General features: G+C 52.6%; 17 protein-coding genes. 8 read left to right on the top strand and 9 right to left on the bottom strand.

Features of this window, described 5'->3' with window-relative positions:
• From GE543_RS06750 to GE543_RS06715, 8 genes are all read right to left on the bottom strand, one after another.
• A complete protein-coding gene (locus tag GE543_RS06750) occupies window positions 1-1029 on the bottom strand; it encodes an ABC transporter permease (RefSeq protein WP_218571918.1) in 1029 nt (342 codons plus the stop codon).
• Complete coding sequence (locus tag GE543_RS06745; protein ID WP_153221037.1) at window positions 1026-2627, bottom strand: ABC transporter substrate-binding protein; 1602 nt, start codon at window positions 2625-2627, stop codon at window positions 1026-1028. Before GE543_RS06745 ends, GE543_RS06750 begins: the two co-directional genes overlap by 4 nt.
• Before the next feature lie 29 nt (window positions 2628-2656).
• The gene (locus GE543_RS06740) at window positions 2657-3442 is read right to left on the bottom strand and encodes a 2OG-Fe(II) oxygenase (RefSeq protein WP_153221036.1); all 786 of its coding nucleotides are present in this window, start codon (window positions 3440-3442) and stop codon (window positions 2657-2659) included.
• A 42-nt stretch (window positions 3443-3484) separates the two neighbouring features.
• Entirely contained in the window at window positions 3485-4732 is a 1248-nt protein-coding gene (locus tag GE543_RS06735; RefSeq protein ID WP_153221035.1) for an MFS transporter, read from the bottom strand.
• A complete protein-coding gene (locus GE543_RS06730) occupies window positions 4729-5976 on the bottom strand; it encodes an ATP-grasp domain-containing protein (protein ID WP_153221034.1) in 1248 nt (415 codons plus the stop codon). Before GE543_RS06730 ends, GE543_RS06735 begins: the two co-directional genes overlap by 4 nt.
• An 86-nt stretch (window positions 5977-6062) precedes the next feature.
• A complete protein-coding gene (locus tag GE543_RS06725) occupies window positions 6063-6836 on the bottom strand; it encodes an iron-containing redox enzyme family protein (RefSeq protein WP_054078790.1) in 774 nt (257 codons plus the stop codon).
• Window positions 6837-6884: 48 nt separating this feature from the next.
• Window positions 6885-7298 (bottom strand): DUF2000 domain-containing protein, encoded by a 414-nt coding sequence (locus GE543_RS06720; protein WP_054078789.1) that lies wholly within the window; start codon window positions 7296-7298, stop codon window positions 6885-6887.
• 299 nt (window positions 7299-7597) lie between these two features.
• Entirely contained in the window at window positions 7598-7894 is a 297-nt protein-coding gene (locus GE543_RS06715) for a hypothetical protein (protein ID WP_054078788.1), read from the bottom strand.
• Between the two features lie 585 nt (window positions 7895-8479).
• On the opposite strand from GE543_RS06715, the gene GE543_RS06710 reads away from it, so the two are divergent.
• From GE543_RS06710 to GE543_RS06690, 5 genes are read left to right on the top strand one after another with little or no spacing between them, the layout of a single operon-like run.
• Window positions 8480-8953 carry a TIGR03757 family integrating conjugative element protein gene (locus GE543_RS06710; protein WP_153221033.1) on the top strand — a complete coding sequence of 158 codons (474 nt, stop codon included), beginning with the start codon at window positions 8480-8482 and terminating at the stop codon, window positions 8951-8953.
• Window positions 8950-9888 carry a TIGR03756 family integrating conjugative element protein gene (locus tag GE543_RS06705; RefSeq protein WP_058443978.1) on the top strand — a complete coding sequence of 313 codons (939 nt, stop codon included), beginning with the start codon at window positions 8950-8952 and terminating at the stop codon, window positions 9886-9888. The genes GE543_RS06710 and GE543_RS06705 overlap by 4 nt, the downstream gene beginning before the upstream one ends.
• Window positions 9885-11276, top strand: a complete 1392-nt coding sequence (locus GE543_RS06700; RefSeq protein WP_178118551.1) for an integrating conjugative element protein — start codon at window positions 9885-9887, stop codon at window positions 11274-11276. Before GE543_RS06705 ends, GE543_RS06700 begins: the two co-directional genes overlap by 4 nt.
• A gap of 2 nt (window positions 11277-11278) precedes the next feature.
• On the top strand, window positions 11279-11653 hold the full coding sequence (locus tag GE543_RS06695; RefSeq protein ID WP_153221032.1) for a hypothetical protein: 375 nt from the start codon (window positions 11279-11281) through the stop codon (window positions 11651-11653).
• On the top strand, window positions 11650-13188 hold the full coding sequence (locus tag GE543_RS06690; RefSeq protein WP_058443972.1) for a conjugal transfer protein TraG N-terminal domain-containing protein: 1539 nt from the start codon (window positions 11650-11652) through the stop codon (window positions 13186-13188). The genes GE543_RS06695 and GE543_RS06690 overlap by 4 nt, the downstream gene beginning before the upstream one ends.
• A gap of 51 nt (window positions 13189-13239) precedes the next feature.
• Here GE543_RS06690 and GE543_RS06685 read toward each other — a convergent pair whose 3' ends face one another.
• Complete coding sequence (locus tag GE543_RS06685) at window positions 13240-13620, bottom strand: DUF3742 family protein (RefSeq protein WP_044312025.1); 381 nt, start codon at window positions 13618-13620, stop codon at window positions 13240-13242.
• 351 nt (window positions 13621-13971) lie between these two features.
• Between GE543_RS06685 and GE543_RS06680 the strand changes: the two genes are divergently transcribed.
• The 3 genes from GE543_RS06680 to GE543_RS06670 all read left to right on the top strand — a co-directional run bounded on the left by GE543_RS06680 (window position 13972) and on the right by GE543_RS06670 (window position 16585).
• Complete coding sequence (locus GE543_RS06680) at window positions 13972-14433, top strand: GNAT family N-acetyltransferase (RefSeq protein ID WP_029243644.1); 462 nt, start codon at window positions 13972-13974, stop codon at window positions 14431-14433.
• 79 nt (window positions 14434-14512) lie between these two features.
• Window positions 14513-15943 carry an IS1182 family transposase gene (locus GE543_RS06675; RefSeq protein ID WP_103409852.1) on the top strand — a complete coding sequence of 477 codons (1431 nt, stop codon included), beginning with the start codon at window positions 14513-14515 and terminating at the stop codon, window positions 15941-15943.
• A 249-nt stretch (window positions 15944-16192) separates the two neighbouring features.
• A complete protein-coding gene (locus tag GE543_RS06670; protein ID WP_032634303.1) occupies window positions 16193-16585 on the top strand; it encodes a hypothetical protein in 393 nt (130 codons plus the stop codon).
• Window positions 16586-16765 lie beyond the last annotated feature (180 nt).

Here is a 16765-nt window from a genome sequence, read left to right as displayed (position 1 = left end):
TCAGCTCCTCATTTTCGGATTGGCCATGCGATAGAGCCGGTCAACTGCCCGGTTTGTCACGACCACTAGCACCCCTATTAATAGGATGCAGCCTTGGATTACTGGATAATCACGGGCGTTAACACTACTGACAACGTAGCTGCCTATACCTGGCCACCCGAAGATAGACTCGGTAAGAATCGCGCCGGCTATAGCAGCGCTGATGAAGAACAGACCACCTACTGTGATGATCGGCAACAAAGCATTCTTTAACGCATGCTTCCAGATCACCTGTCGCTCGGCCAAGCCCTTGGCGCGAGCGGTTCGGATATAGTCTTCGCCGAGAACGTAAAGCATGCTGCTGCGAGTAATCCTAGCGAACACGGCCAACGGTACCGCCGCCATGGTTAAAGACGGCAAAATGAGGTGATGCATCGCGCTGAAGAACGCAGCCAGACCATAGGTCCGAAAAACATCGGGAAATACAGTGTCGATTAACAGGAAGCCGGTCCTAACAGGAACCTCATACTCGATTCCAAGACGGCCGGATACAGGGGTCCAGCCTAACAAGACTGAAACCATCAGGATGAGCACCAATCCCAGCCAGAAAATCGGCATCGAATAACCGATCAGAGAAATCACCGTTACCAATCGATCGAACCAGGTATCGCGCTTGACCGCAGCGAGCACTCCCGCTGGCACACCGACTATTAGAGCAATCGCTATCGCAGCGAACCCTAGTTCCATAGTCGCTGGCCACCTCGATAAGATTTCAGAAAGCACCGTGCGACCGCTGACCACGGATGTACCCAAGTCGCCAAGCAACGCGTTCCCAATGAAGTGCAAATACTGCAGCGGTAGCGCCTCATCGAGTCCGAGGCGCTCGACCATCTGTGCGTACTGAGCTTGGTCTGCACCGCGTTCGCCAATCATCAGTAGAACCGGATCGCCGGGCGCAAGGCGTATCACGAAGAAAGCGATTAGACTGATGCCGAGTAAAGTGGGCAACACCCCGAATAGCCCTTGCACACGAGCCATCCACCACCTCATTGATCACGCAACGACAGCTGGGAGAAGTAATCCATGTCGAATGGATTCATCTTATACCCTGCCAGCTTAGGGCTTAGCACCCTGTACACCTTCGAGTGTGCGATAGGAATTACCGGTACGTCCTGGCTCAATAGTCCTAACGCCTGTTGGTAGAGGCTAGCGCGCAACGCTTGGTCCGACTCGACACGTGCCTGGCTGATCAAGCGATCAAACTCTGCCGAGCAGTAGCGCGAGTTATTTGACCCCCGAGTGACTGAATCACAACTTAGCAGGGTATAGAGGAAGTTGTCGGGATCGCCATTATCTCCGGACCAACCTAACTGGACCATCTGATGCTCACCGCGTTTGACCTTGTCCAGGTAGGTACCCCAATCGAAGGTAGCAAGCTCCACCCGTATACCCACACGAGCTAGGTCTGCTTGCATCATCTCTCCCATTTTGCGCCCATTAGGGTTGTAAGGACGGCTAACGGGTAAGGTCCATAACGTGGTCTTAAATCCATCGGGATAGCCGGCTTCGGTCAATAGCTTACGCGCCATAGCAGGATCATAATTATAAGTGGAGACATTACGGGTATATGACCACAGGCTGGACGGATAGGGGTTAATAGCAACTTCACCTGTCCCTTGATAAACCGCATTGATGTAGTTCTGTTTATTCAGCGCATGGGCAATGGCGCGCCTCACTTTTACGTCGTTAAACGGGGCCTTTTGTACATTCATCGCCAAGTAGCCGACATTCATTCCCTCAGCCTCATCGAGAACCAGGCGTTTATCTTTGCGTATTGCGTCAAGGTCGGCCGGTGCCGGCGAAACAGCGATTTGACACTCACCAGTCTTCATCTTCTGAAGACGAACACTAGGGTCGGGAGTGATCGCAAACACGAGGTTGTCTATCTTAGCTGGCACTCCCCAATAGCCAGGGTGCGAGGCGAAACGTAGGACACTGTCTTTCTGGTAGCTACGATAGAGATAAGGACCTGTGCCGATCGGCAACTGGTCTATCTCATCAGGTGTACCGCGCACCATTAACTGTTCACCGTATTCAGCAGACAGAATGGACATGAAAGGCATCGCCATGTCTGCCAAGAAAGGCGCCTCCGGCTGGTTAAGAACAATTCGTACGTGATGCTCGTCAAGCTTTTCAACCCGATCAATCAACTTATCCATACCCATGCCCTGAAAGTACTGATAACTTCCGCCGCCAACGCTGTGGTATGGATGGTTGGAGTCGAATTGGCGGTTGATCGAGAAAATCACGTCGTCTGCCGTCAGCTCCCGCGTCGGGGTGAAATAATCCGTCTTCTGAAACTTAACCCCGCGGCGTAGACTGAATTCATAGACCTTGCGATCCTCGGAAATGGTCCAGCTTTCCGCCAGCGAGGGTACGACATTGGTAGTGCCAGGTTCGAAATCGACGAGACGATCGTAGATAGTGGTAGCAGTCGCGTTACGCGCTGTACCGGACAGAGTGCGCTGCGGGTTTAGTGCCTCTGGACTCCCCTCAGAACAGTAAACCAGCGTCTGCGCGGCTAGCGCTGGCAGTGAAAGCAATCCTGCTATACCGAAGGCCATATGCCTGAATAATCTCACTTTCATGCCTCCATTACCTGAACCGTACGAAGCCTTCACGACCACAATCCCAATGAACCATCTGCCTTTAAGCCGATGAATGAGGTCTGTGAGACACGATGACCGCCACTGCTGTTGCCTAAGATTTCGTGGAAGTTTTGCGTGTTGAAAATGATCAGGTCGCCCACTTTAGGTATAAGACTTATGCGGTCCTTGCTCTCCAGAACTTCGTAAGGAAAGTAGTAGTCCCCAGCCACCTTCATCGGCTCGTTCTGAGACGTATGAATGGTGTCGTAAATGACGAGTTCGCCTCCGCTGTCCAACTGCGAATAATAGAGATTCCAGGTCATCTGCCGGCTAATCTCAGTGACTGCCCAAGGCTTCAGTATGTGGGTGGGCGCATGATCGACGTGAAGTTTTCCGTGTCCGCGGAAGCTACGGAAAGCACCAGCAAAGTAGCTACCGAAACCGGGCTCTTCGAATATAGCAGCCTGACGGCCACTTCTTTGAGTGAGCGCCTCGGTGACCATCTTGACCGGATCAATGCTCAGTTTCTCATAGATGTTGTCGATCACCTGCTGGGCCTGATGTTTTTTTCCGAAATAGACGTCTTTTTGATCGTTCGCCCACTGGTTATGGCAAAGCCCAATGTGATTAACGGGAATCTCTTTAAGGTGGTCATAGTTTTCAAAACTTAGCGCCACAAGACTCTTTGCGACTTCCTTGCACAACTCAATGGGTAGAAATCCTCTGACAATGATTCCCGGGATCTTAAAATCGAGAAGAAGGTTCATATTCTCTTCATTCAGCTCGCACAACTCAGACGTAATCCAGTTACCCATTTCTGCCGTTCCTTCTTGGTTGTTCAGTTAGAACATTCTGTATTAATCCTGGACAGCAACAGCTGCAACATTCTGCTCAGGCCGCAATAAAAGTGCGACACACGACAAGTAAGCGAACATCAGCAAAGCGATGAGGTAAAAATAGTTATTACCGAAGAAATCCAATACGAAGCCAAGTAGCGTCGAAAGGAGACTAGCAAACAAGCAACCTAGAGCGAATGAGATGCCGAAGATAGAGCCCAGCCGGCCGGCGGGGGCGAAGGCTACGGTACCGGCATAGCCCATCATCCAAAGAAACTCGAAGACCACGATCATCAGCGAAAAGCATACTGCGCTAAGCAACGGAGTAGGTGCGCTAACAACGCCGACGTATAACGCAGCAGCAAGCGCTGAGCAACCTATCGCCAACATCCTAGAGTTATAAAAAGAGCGTTCAAAGAGCCTAAACTTTTTACAAAATAGGCTGAATGACCATGAGCCGATTACGATACCGATACTTGCCAGCACGTACGATATGGATACTGCTGACACATCCAATCCAAAACGAGACACAGGGAAGATCGGCTGCAGTACGCTGTAGGTCCCTTGGAAGAATGTTGCCGTCAAAGGCATCAACGCAGCGCAAAGGAGTAGACGAGGATCATTGGATAGAGCTTGACGATACTCCCGAAAGCGAGCGAACAAAGAGCCATTAGAAACCGCATCCGCCTTGACTAGTCCGGATATTGAGCGAGTTAGCCATATAAGTCCAGCTGAAAGCACAAAAGTAAACGCGTCGATTAGCACAACTATTTTAAGGTCGACATAGCTAGCGAAAAAAACTCCCGCCATGGCAGCTAGACCGATGCCTACATGATAGCTGGACTGTAAAAAGGACGCATAGTGAGTTACCTTTTCTTTGGGAAAAAGAACTCGCGTCGCGATAGTTTTGTTGATGCGGTTAATTTGGTCTACCACGCCACGGATCAGCAGAACAAACACAATGGCCCAATAGTTTTGCCCATCAGCGAGGAAAAATATTGGGAGTGTCAGCACGGCTGAGAGCAGATCGAGGAGATACCAGCGTGCACGTGGATCAAGCCCGTGCTCCCAATCACTCCGAAAGAGCACCACCAAGAACGCAGGTAACCATTGCAGCGACACAAACAGCGAGGTCAACAGCGCTGAACCTGTCTGTTTATAGACGGCCAGCGCTAGGACGATGTGCAACAGTACCGAGCCCGCCGAAGAGAGTGTAAACGCCGCGCTGCCTAATAGCAGATTGAGGCGCCCCCTATTGAGCCCAATCATGCCATTTCCTGCTGTTTTATAGAGGTACGCTGAGAGGCAAAGTCTATCACTTGGGCTGCGTTGCTCTTGGCCTCTTGCTGATCACGGCCTACGCACATGACCTGCAAGATCCAGCTGTAGTTGGAGTGCGTACCGTCTATGCTGTCACCCACTTCATGGTGCAGCCAAACCTCGCGTACAGACGGAAAACTTTGTTTTATCGACTCTACTGAAGGCAGGCTAGCTATTACACCCTCCAATTCACTGACTAGGCATTTCCAAGCCGCGCCCTGGTGCGCCTCATAAAGTGGGCGCAGAGGTACCAGACTACCTAAACAGAGTTCGATGCAGTCGCCAACGATAGAGCGGCCGCTCGCTAAGTCGAGCATGATAGAATGTCCGCTGCCGCCGACACGAGTGTTCACTTCGACCAAATGGGGGCCGTCGGCGGTGACTATAATCTCGATGTGGCTCGGCCCGAAGTTATAACCGATTGCGTCCAGAGCCGAGCACGCTTTAGACTGAATCTCGTGCAAGTGTTCGTTAAGTAGAGGGAAGGATGCGCCTATCTCAACGCTGCCATGCACGACATCACGGTCAGATACGCCGACTAATTGATGCTCTCCCGCTGACGTAGTAAGCATCTCTACACTCACCAAGTCACCAGAAAGAAACTCCTCGACAACGAAGGCCGTTGAAATCCAGTCTTCGGAAATCGTGCTAAGTCGAGCGACTACTGACTCAATATCGGACTTACTGGCGCATGATATAGCGCCAATGCTGGAGTGCCCTTGTACCGGCTTTAGGAAGCAGGGAAAGGTCATGGACTCGCCAAGCAAACGTAACTCTTCGACTGTTTCGATACGCACTGCCTTGACGCTATCCGCACCTCGCTCTTGCAGGACTTGACGGAATCGGTACTTGTCCTGTGCTATAGCGATGGCTTCTGGATCGGCCCCGCGAAGACCAAGATGTGCGCATAACTTGGCTGTGACTGCAGTACGTATCTCCGCAAAGGTCAACAAAGCATCAATTTGGCCTATCTGCGTCTCAATAGCAGCGCGTACTTGTTCGAAGTCGTTGGAATCGTCTACTGAAACTATCGCATCAGCCAAATCAAGCTTGTATAGAACAGACGCAGGGAACCACTTCCGAAAGCGCTCGACACTATCCGTCACCAATACAGAGCGGTAGCCCGCTTCGTTGCAATAGCGAATAGCATCGAGTCCACTGAAGTTTGTTTCGATGAATACGACAGTCTTCATATTGGAAATCTCCGGCGTGAGAACTGTCAATCAACCGGATTAAGTATCCGGTTGATTGATTAATTGCAGCGGGTGTAGGGACGAGCTCAGGCGCAGGAACGCGAATTCGCTTCGAGATTTACCAGGCGCGCGCACTGGTCCCAGAAACGGTGCCAGAAATCGATGCCTTGGTCGAAAGACACACGAAACTCTTCGCGAGCTCTTTCGGTCTTGCAAAAGCGAAGGAAGTTCGCAATAGAATGACGGATGTGCTCAGTCTCATCGGCACGGTGTATCTTGAAAAACGGCGTAGCGGCCAACGCTAACTCGCTCGCTTCGTCATAACAAAGACTCTGAAACAAAGCCTCAATATTTTCTTCTGCGATGATCTCAAAGCTGAGCAGAAGACCGACAATGCCGTACTGGCTCTTTGTGCCAACCAGCGTCTCGTCTAAGACCTTGAGAATCTCCTTGATAGAAGATGGAGATGAACTTGAAGCGAGCCTTATACCTGCCTTATCTAAGGCTTCCAAGAACAACTTCGAATGAATATAGTTCTTATCATTACCACCTAGTTCATCATAGGCGATCTGGATCAGATGGTGCTGCCGCTCAGGGTCGTCAGTCTGCGCCACAGCTTTAGTGATGAAAGTCGGCACATATCGAGTGAAGTCGTACCAAGCGGCAGCCATAGTCTCTGCCGCCATAAGCGAGCGATGAACATTCAATGTCGCTTGGATATTGGTAAACACATTGCGCTTTTCTGCTTCTGCCATGAAGTGCTTGGTCCAGTAAACCACTTCCGGATGATCATGCGCATAGGTGCTCTCCGGAATCAAGTAACGCGGATGGGCCGCTACATCATTATGGTTCTCATTCATATTGCATCTCCGTTGCAGATAGTAGGCTGATGACCTAGAGCATTTGGCTCAGCGTAGAAGGCCCAGGTTGCCAGTAAGTTTTGTTACCAACTTCTTGTTACCGATGATCCCAAGTCCTTGGTACTGAATTGCGTCATCTGGACCATGCGCTAGGACCTCGGCATACTCCTCGTAAGAGCGAGTTGTTCGAGTCGCACTAATGAGATCAACGACTATTATTTCTGGCTCGAACTCGCGCAACTGTTCCCGCAATTTCTTGAGTAGCTCTGCCGAGCCTTTTAGGATCGGCAATGCGATTGTAGTGATACCACCGTGTACATGTCCCTGCCAGTCGATAAGGCTTTCGCCCACCATCTGCGGGTAAAGTTTTCCAAAGCTGGCAGCGATAACCGCCGCGGTATTAGCGATGACCCCAAGCGGCAACGTTTCGTCGATGATGATGACGCACTTGTTATCGAGCATGCATTTTCCTCACGGAATCGTATCAATTTTCATCGTCGGGATCGTATTTGAGCCGCCGACAATTCAGGACTCTACAGGGTAAAGCGTCGCAGATTAATGGGGTATTATTTAAAGATACTTTTGATTTTTACTTGTACGTACATGTACCACTAGCCGGGTGGACCATGAATTTTAGGCTGCTTTTCACGGCTCGGGCACAGGGCAGCAGCCACACGAAAAGCCGGTTCAGTGGAGCTAGCTGCTTAGGATGGTATACCCCGCGCTGGGCAGGGCTCTGTGAGGCTCAGACTTTTAACAGTTCACTGCGAGAGCTTATCTATCGCCTTCTTCCCTTCTGGGAAGGTCGCGGTGACTTCCAAACTACTGCCTCCCAGTACATGGATGCACTCCCTCAGTGTTACGACGTACCGGTCAGCGACTTTCAGCGCAGCCTTGATCGTCGCCAGATGATCACCTTGGTTGCGCATAAACATGAGCGCCATTGCGTGTGCGTCCTCAAGCCTTCTATCAAAGAGCTGCTGCCTACGTCTGGCATCGGTCTGGCGCGCTTTAAGCTGCTCTTTCATAGAAACAACCTTTCCTTGTTCATCGGTCATGTTGAGCAGTCCTCCTTGGCCTGTAGGGCAAGTGTATGAGCTTTTCCGGAAAACCCAAGGTGCCGGTAGACGAATGGGGCGACCCGATGATTTCTGGTGAGGTCTGCCCGTGGCCGAGCTTCAAAAAGGTTACCACTTGCCGGCGGAATATTTATCGGACTTGCTGGTGGCCGACTCGGCTATGGTTGAGGTAATACCGGTCTGGTAATTTTACAAGCTCGCTGTCAGGGCGCAGGCTGTTCAACGTTGAGTCCGCAACACCACAGCCCTGCCAAAGCATGCCATTCACTCGGCGATATATAGCTCGCAACGCAGATCTTCCGCACCTTCGCGACACCGATGCAATCGTGTGCAACGTACTGAGCGTCGCTGGCAACGACACTTACGCTGCGCGGCTGCCACCGGTTAGGTGGTCAAAAATTACGGCTGCGTACTAATCGCTCCAGTTATGCTCCAGATCAGCTTCAGCCGTAAATCCGCGCTGATACCCACTTCAAACCCTATCCGTCCCGATAACGGTTTCCTACTGACGACAGTTCATTAATCGCGTTTTCTGTACCTGACACCACCTGCAGGTACTGCCTAATGCCCCCCTCCAGAACCTATCGCTTCAGCTGCAAGAACCGCATGACCATCCTGACTGTGATCGCGGCCATACAGGTCCCCCTCGCTAACGCGGAGACGTGGATCGTTACTGACCGGAACCACCCAGTCCAGGCACCGGCACATGTCCGGCTGATCATCCTGGACGAATCAGAACGGCTTGAGGCCAAGCTCTCTGAAGGACTGCCGGCTAATCAGCAACAAGCCATCGCAATCATGCAGCAACGCCTCAAGAGCAGCGATGCGCAGCGCTTGCAACGAGATCAGGCTTTAGCTCAACAAGACCTCGTAGACGCTTGGAGCATGGGGGTAACTAAGGTGCCTGCAGTGGTGGTCGACCGCAAGTTTGTTGTGTACGGGGAAACCAACGCTACGGCAGCCGAAAATCGCATTGCCCATTGGCGCGCCGCCGCCAAACCTCAGAACGCATCTGGCCAGGGAGACGCCCCGCGATGAACCTGCGAAAGCCTCCAGCCTGGGCAGCCTTGGCCTTGTCGATCTCAACCTGGCCGGCAGCAGCGGGCACGGTGACATCTGCCACCCTGGTCGCCTCAACCCTGTCGCCTGACTGCCTGGAGTATAAGGTGGTCGGAATCTGCTACTGGCTGCTCTGCACCCCGTTTGGATGCAAGGTAAAGACGTCGACCAAGGTTCGTCACTTCGTTCCAGACGCCGTGGTCTCAAGCTACTCGAATACCGGTGAAAACCCGTGGATTGAGGTCTCTTCGTTGAGCTCATCAACTTCGTTTGCCCAGGACGGCGGTGACGGAACCACCAATCACAACAATGAAGATAGCCTGGCTAAATTCAAAAACGCTGACGTCATAGGCCACCCCGGAGGAGCAACATTCAGTAAGTTTGCCAGCGCCTCGGGCTATGCCTGCCAGGGTGCTGCCACGCCCTACATGCCCTACCTGCTGAGCACTTTGGACACTGTCGCCTGGCGTTACGGCGTTCCAGAATCTGCGTATCCGGAAGCTCTGATTCCCGGCCGGCGAGAGGTGGGTGGCCTCACCTCAGGGGACATGTGGGGAAGCGTCTACCCTCGCAGTGGCTTTATCCATCAAGCCGACGATTACAAGGCAGCATCCGTGATCGCGCAGCGTGCCGGTGATGTGGTCACTCGCAGCGGTCAGGTCCACGTCTATCAACCGCTTCTGGCACAGCCGCAGCCAGGCTACTGGCCGGCAGGAGAATTGATCGAGACCGACGCTACCACCGGTAAGTGGCAAGAGCTCACGCCGACCCTCAGTCAAAGCTGCGCGGTATTTCCAAACTCCCAACCCCGTGTGCAGGCAACCGATGGTGGTTACGCCTGGGCGTTATGGCGCCCGTATTCCTGCTGCAAGCGGGAAGGACAAACCTTTCTTGGCAGTACGGACTTTCAATGATGATCAAGAGGACTTCAACTATGCGCCGCGCTGCCGTTCTGACTATTGCATTCATGAGCACCCTGACAGCCCATAGTGCTCTCGCCGAAATCCCGGGAATCAGTGCAAGCTCATCGGGCAGCGTGATCGGTGACGACGTGCTCTACAGCGTTGGAGGCGGCAACGCTGTGACAATGGGTACGGCGGGGAATATGGATAGCATCAGCATCGGCGGAGGTTGGAACAGCAACCTGGTCTGCGGAAACATGAGCATGAACAACACGCTCCAGAATCAGTTGAATGGAGCAACTTCTGGATTTCAGACGATCATGGGGTCGATGATTTCTAACGCAACCAGCGCCGTTTCATCACTGCCAGGACTGATTATTCAGCGTGCTAACCCGGCTTTGTACAACCTCCTCACAAACGGCATTCTGCAAGGTCGTCTTGACTTCGACCGCTCCAAAGGCACATGCCGCGCCATTGCCGACAAGATGCTCGATGTCGCTGGAGGTCAGATGGGCTGGAACAAGATCGCCGAAGGCCAGGCTATGAGTCAGGCGGTGAAAAACGGGAACACAGATGCTGTCTCAGCCGTTGCGCAGGTCGAAAAACAAGGAGGGAATGACGGGATCACGTGGCTCGGAGGAAATAAGGCCGGCGGATCTGGCCAGCAACCTATTAAGGTCGTAGGCGACGTTACTCGCGCGGGATACAACTTGCTGAACGGACGCAGTGCTGCCGATACATCCTCCATTAGTCCTTCGGCCTGCAACAACGGCATGGTGTGTTCCACCTGGTCCTCACCTCAGGCAGCTACCACGTTCGCCAACCGGGTACTGGGAGAGCAACAACAACGCACTTGTGAGGATTGCACCAAAACAACCTCCACTGCCGGCGTTGGCCTCACACCTCTCATACAGGAATCCTACGACTCCAAGCTCAAGGCGCTGCAGGAATTGATCTCGGGCAGCAAGGCCCTCACTTCAGAAAACTTGACTGCAGCGAGCAGCGATTCTCTGCCTGTTACCCGTGGAGTGGTCGAGGCACTCAGGACTGAGCATGACCAGGACATTCTCGCAAAACGTCTTGCTTCAGAGGTAGCGTTATCTGAGGTTCTCGGCAAAGCGCTACTGCTTCAGCGCACTATGTTCACCGGCAGCAAAGAACCGAACATTGCCGCCAACGATGTGGCCCTGCAGGCGGTCAGTCAGCAGAACAGCAGCCTGCAACAGGAAATTGATAACCTCAAGACCGAGTTGGATATGCGTCGCAGCTTGGCCAGCAACTCACCGACAGCCATCCTACAGAGGGCTCAGAGCCGCAAGGACAGCTCCAAAGGCATCTTTCAAGGGGATCCAACGCCCGACCGCCTCGATCAGCTGCAGAACCCTGAGAAAGGTAACTGATCATGAGTTCATTGCCGGTTGCCAAGGGATGGCTACGTAGGGGCGCAAAGGCGCTAGTGTCGTTCACCTGGCCGGTCTTGCTGACCATTGTTCTGGCTGTGATTTTCATGACAGCCATCGTACATTTCTTTGGAGATATTGAGCAGTTCAGGGAATGGCAAAAAGCGCACTACAACTACATGCTGGCCTGGCGGCTGTCGCTTTATGCGGCGATAGGGCTCGGCTGGTACAGGCTAAGGCGCACCCTTAAACAGCGAGCATTAGACACTAATCTATTCCCCTCGGGACTTCGTCGCTGCGAGGTCATGGCCATCTTCGTCATCCTCCTTTTCGAGCTTCGGCGCGCCGCCAATGTAGCGGGAGTTGACCTGCCATGATCTTGCACACGAATGACTACCTTGAGTATTACCTGACGCTGGTCGGATGGCTCATCAACGGCGGCATCTGGAACATGATCGAGGACAGCGGACTCTTCGCAGCCCCCTTTGCCGCCATTGTCATCAGCGAATGGCTCAGAGCCCGCGGTGAGGGAGCTGATGAGGGCAACAAGGGCGTCCTCTCGTTGGCCCGAGTAGAAAACCGGTTCTACACGGCAATCCTAGTCATCATCCTGGCTTGCATGCCTCTGGTGAACGTCAGCATCGATACCATCCAGTTCGACCGAAGCCGCTCTGATCAATGCCAATACTCGATACCTAATCCAGCTGACACAGGCTGGGAAACCTCCTTCAGTACGCTGAACGGCAAAAGCGCCACCGTGCCCGTCTGGTGGCTATTTGTGCATGCGATGTCCAAGGCAGCAACTGCAGCCTCAGTTGCAGCTATTCCCTGTGGAGTGGACTTGCAACAGGTCCGGATGGACGTCAACAAGGCTCGTATTAACGACCCGCTGCTTGCCCAGGAGGTCGCTGACTTCACGAACAATTGCTACGCACGTGCGCGCGCAAAGCTGTTCATGACCCAGCCTACCCTCAGCAATGATCAACTCAACGACGTCAACTGGATCGGTTCGCACTTCTTTCTGCAAACATCCGGCTATTACAGCGATGGTTTCTCTGGGTTCAGGTCACACACTCCCCGAACCAAATGGCCCTATGACGCAACCCGGGACGCGGGCCTGCCACAAACCACTGGTGGTGGTGGGTTTCCTACATGCACTCAATGGTGGTCGGATGAAAGCGTCGGGCTCAGAACCAGGCTGCTGGAACAGGTCAGTCCAGATCTGCTGAGCAAGCTTGCTCAGTGGGCAAAATTCATGACCCAGACCGAAGTGAGCGACTCGGTCATCCGGGATCTGGTCTCTCCGAGGAAGCAGCAACTGACCCAGGGTCAGGTTTATTCAGACTATGGCGGTCAAGTCGGTGGCTCTGTGCTAAATGACTTCACACGCCTTGCAGCTACAGCTGGTCAGGCAGCAGGATCTCTTGTGATGTATCCAGCCATGGACAGTGTAAGGCAAGCAGCGCCCATGGTGATGGCCTTCCTAAAGATGGCTCTCATCATCAGCATTCCATTTGTCATGGTAATCGGAATGTTTGATCTGAAGGTCGTGATGACGATTACTTTTGCGGCGTTCGCTTTGATCTTTGTCGACTTCTGGTTCCAGCTGGCCCGCTGGGTGGACAGCACGATTCTAGACGCCCTTTATGGAAACGGGATCGGCAGCAACGTCCCCCACTCCAATTTTGACCCAGTGTTTGGGGCCAGCAATGCCCAAGGAGACTTACTGCTGGACTTTGTGATGGGCGCAATGTTTATAGCACTTCCGGGGTTTTGGGTAGTCGCGCTGGGCTGGAGCGGGATGCAACTTGGTTCACTCATGACAGGACTTACCATCGGCACCAACGGGGCTAAAGATGCAGGAGGTAAAGGCGCTGATGTCGCAATTGGAATCGCGAAGGGAAGGATTTAAAATCTTGGACGTGAGACTGGTGTTGATCAGGTCCAATGATCAACACCGGGATCAATCTACGCGGACATCGTCTACGTATAGACCGCACCCTTCATACCCATCCTGCAGCTCAGCGTTGGAAGACTTCGTCTGCAAGGATCCGGACCCTGAGATAGATCCTCTACTGCCAGAGAGCAAAGCGAATGCAACAGACACCATTGCAAGCAAGCCTGCGGCGTAAAGAAGCCCCCATGCTGCGAATCCTACAGTGAGCACCATTGCTGAAGCGCGAGCGGCCCACTTTACTGGAGTCAAGATTGCATTAGGTACACCGGCTCGAACCAATGTGGTCCATATAGCTTTTTCAGTATGAAGAATCCCACCCACGCCTCGGCCGAGCACATGCCCTACGCGCATTGCAGCACTACCGTTTTTGCCAGCGTTTGTGGTCATAGCCCACCCCTTGAACCAGTCATAGAACATATCGTTCTGACATCATTTATAGACCTATCCCATCTTATATTCAACCTACTTCCCCTTAGAAATCAACCTCCCGGCGAATAGCCGACCAACTGATACAAACCGTTCAGATGTTCGGTTCGACAGTGTTTTCGAATGAAATACTGTCACAGTAATCCAAGTGCATCCGCGCCTTGATCCCTAACTTTACTGGAGATTTCCGCCAATTTCTGCCTGCGGATAACGTCCGCTTTGGGTCCAGAGTGTGTAAAAACGCTGAACCGTTCGCGAGAAGGCTAGAGCTTTCGCTAAGATGGGGTGTTCATCCATCAGGAGAGCAGCCGGATGCTTATTCGACATTTTTGTGAAGGCGACGAAGCAGCTCTGTTTCAAGTTTTCTCTTCAGCTATCCGTGAGGTTGCATCTCGTGACTACACCCCTGCGCAAATCGAGGCTTGGGCACCAAAGGATCCCGATTGGACAGCATGGAATACCCGCATTCGAGACATAAATCCGTTTGTAGCGGTATTAGATGATCACATCGTTGGTTACGCTGACGTCCAAGCTTCCGGGTACATCGATCATTTTTTTGTTTCTGGTTTCCATGCACGCCAAGGCATCGGTCAACGGCTAATGGATCGAGTTGTTCAGGAAGCCACGGACCTTAAATACATTGAGCTAACATCACACGTAAGCAAAACGGCGGAATCCTTCTTTATACGTAATGGCTTTGAAATAGTGGCGCGTCGGCATTCAGTATCTCGCGGAGTCGAGCTGCCCAATGTATTGATGCGAAGACGGATGTGATGCGAGACAGCAGTGCCTGTTACATGCTCCCTGAATCTACACATTGATGTCCTTCCGCACGGCAAACAAAGGACTTTTGATGAAGCGCTTCATCCAACGCGAACATCGCGGCCAAAGCACGCTGCTCCCTGAAAGCCTCGATGACTACGTCAGCGATACCAATCCAGTGCGCATAGTCGACGTCTTCGTCGACGAACTTGACCTGATCAATTTGGGTTTCGACGGTGCTATTCCTGCTGACACAGGCCGGCCTGCTTACCACCCTGAAGTCCTGCTGAAGATCTATATCTATGGCTATCTCAACCGCATCCATTCAAGCCGCCGCCTAGAGCGAGAAGCTCAACGCAACGTTGAGCTGATGTGGTTGACGGGGCGTTTAATGCCGGATTTTAAGACCATCGCCAACTTCCGAAAAGATAACAGCAAGGCCATCCGCGGCGTCTGTCGCCAGTTCGTAGTGCTGTGTCAGCAGTTGGGATTGTTCGGTGAAAATCTCGTCGCCATCGATGGCAGCAAATTCAAAGCCGTTAACAACCGCGACCGTAACTTCACCAGCGCCAAACTGAAGCGGCGCATGGAAGAAATCGAATCGAGCATCAACCGTTACCTTACGGCACTTGATACTGCGGATCGGCAAGAGCCCACATCCTCTGAAGCCAAGTCGGTGCGGCTGGAAGAGAAAATTGCCAAGCTGAAAGTGCAAATGAAGGAGCTTCAAGCGATTGAAATACGGCTCAACGAATCACCGGATAAACAGGTCTCACTGACCGATCCAGACGCGCGTTCAATGATGACGCGTGGTATAGGAATCGTTGGCTACAACGTGCAAACAGCAGTCGATGCTCAGCACCATTTGATCGTTGCTCATGAGGTGACCAATGTCGGTTCCGACCGTGATCAGCTCAGCTCAATTGCCAAGCAGGCGCGCGAAGCCATGGCATCGGATTCGCTTTCGGTGGTGGCTGACCGAGGCTATTTCAAAGGTGAGGAAATCCTGGCTTGTCACAACGCGGAGATCACCGCGTATGTGCCCAAGCCAATGACATCAGCAGCCAAAGCTGATGGGCGCTTCAACAACGATGCCTTTATCTATGACGCGGCGAAAAATCACTATGTATGTCCAGCTGGAGAGACGTTGATATGGCGTTTCTCCAGTGTCGAGAAAGGCATGAAGCTGCATCGTTATTGGAGTTCAAAATGTCAGGGCTGCGCCTTGAAAACGCAGTGCACACCGAGCAAGCAACGCCGTGTTCGGCGCTGGGAGCATGAGGCGATATTGGAAGAGATGCAGGTTCGGCTGAGCAACGCGCCGGACATGATGCGAATCCGCAAACGCACGGTCGAGCATCCCTTCGGGACGCTCAAACAGTGGATGGGCGCTACGCATTTTTTGACGCGAAGGCTGGAAGGCGTCAGTGCAGAAATGAGCTTGAACGTACTCGCCTACAACATGAAGCGGGTTATGAAAATTCTCGGCACCAACAGCTTGATGAAGGCATTGTCGGCCTGAAAGGGTTGGCTTTGTTGCCTACCTGGAACCATAGAGGCTTTATTGAAGCCTCCAAGACCCTAGTGACGACCCGCAGGACTTACCGAGAGCGACTACATAGCTAATAACCCGTCAGGGCTATGTGCCGACATTGCACTGCCCGTTTTTACACACTCTGGGCCAGAAGCAGCCATCGCAGAGAACCTCGAACCTTGCTTATCTCACGCCCGATGTGTGTAATCGGAATTGTTCTTAGGGAAAGAGCACTTCATGCATCGCAGCGCTTTTAACCTCCGGCCTTTAGAGGATGACATGTACGGCTTTGACAACGATCTGAAGTTAGAAGGCATTTTGGGGGCTGAGATACAGCAAATCTGGTTGGGAAGGTACGACGTCCAATTTTTATTTAGCTCAGGGAGCCGGATTGCCATCCAGTGCCTAATAGAGGTATTTCAGGAGGAAGAGCTGATTGCCACATGGGACGAGGAAATCAATTGGACGAGCACCCATTTCCAAAAGCTTCTGAACGTTACTGTGGCTAGCTATAGCGTGATTGATGAGGAAACTATGGAAATCCGGCTGCATGAGGAGCTACGGATACTCATACACGAATCAAAGCAGTTTGAAAGCCTTCAAATCTATCCCGAGGGCATCGTTATCTAAATATCGCCTTACTCAAGGTGTTTGCCATTTGGACAGCAGGGCACCGCGGCAAAGGTACATTTCTGGGTCGATAGCGGCGGCTCACCAGGTTGTCTCTCGAGTGTACGAGAATGACCACTTTCGACGCCGGACGAGCTGCAACAGGTTGGCGGATCGCCGGCGAAGGCCTGCAATCGGCCA

Origin of the sequence: Pseudomonas sp. SZ57, from assembly GCF_009495975.1 — a bacterium.
Taxonomy (GTDB): Bacteria; Pseudomonadota; Gammaproteobacteria; order Pseudomonadales; family Pseudomonadaceae; genus Aquipseudomonas; species Aquipseudomonas syringae.
Note: the sequence above shows the minus strand (reverse complement) of the source record. Positions and strands in the feature narration are given on the sequence as shown.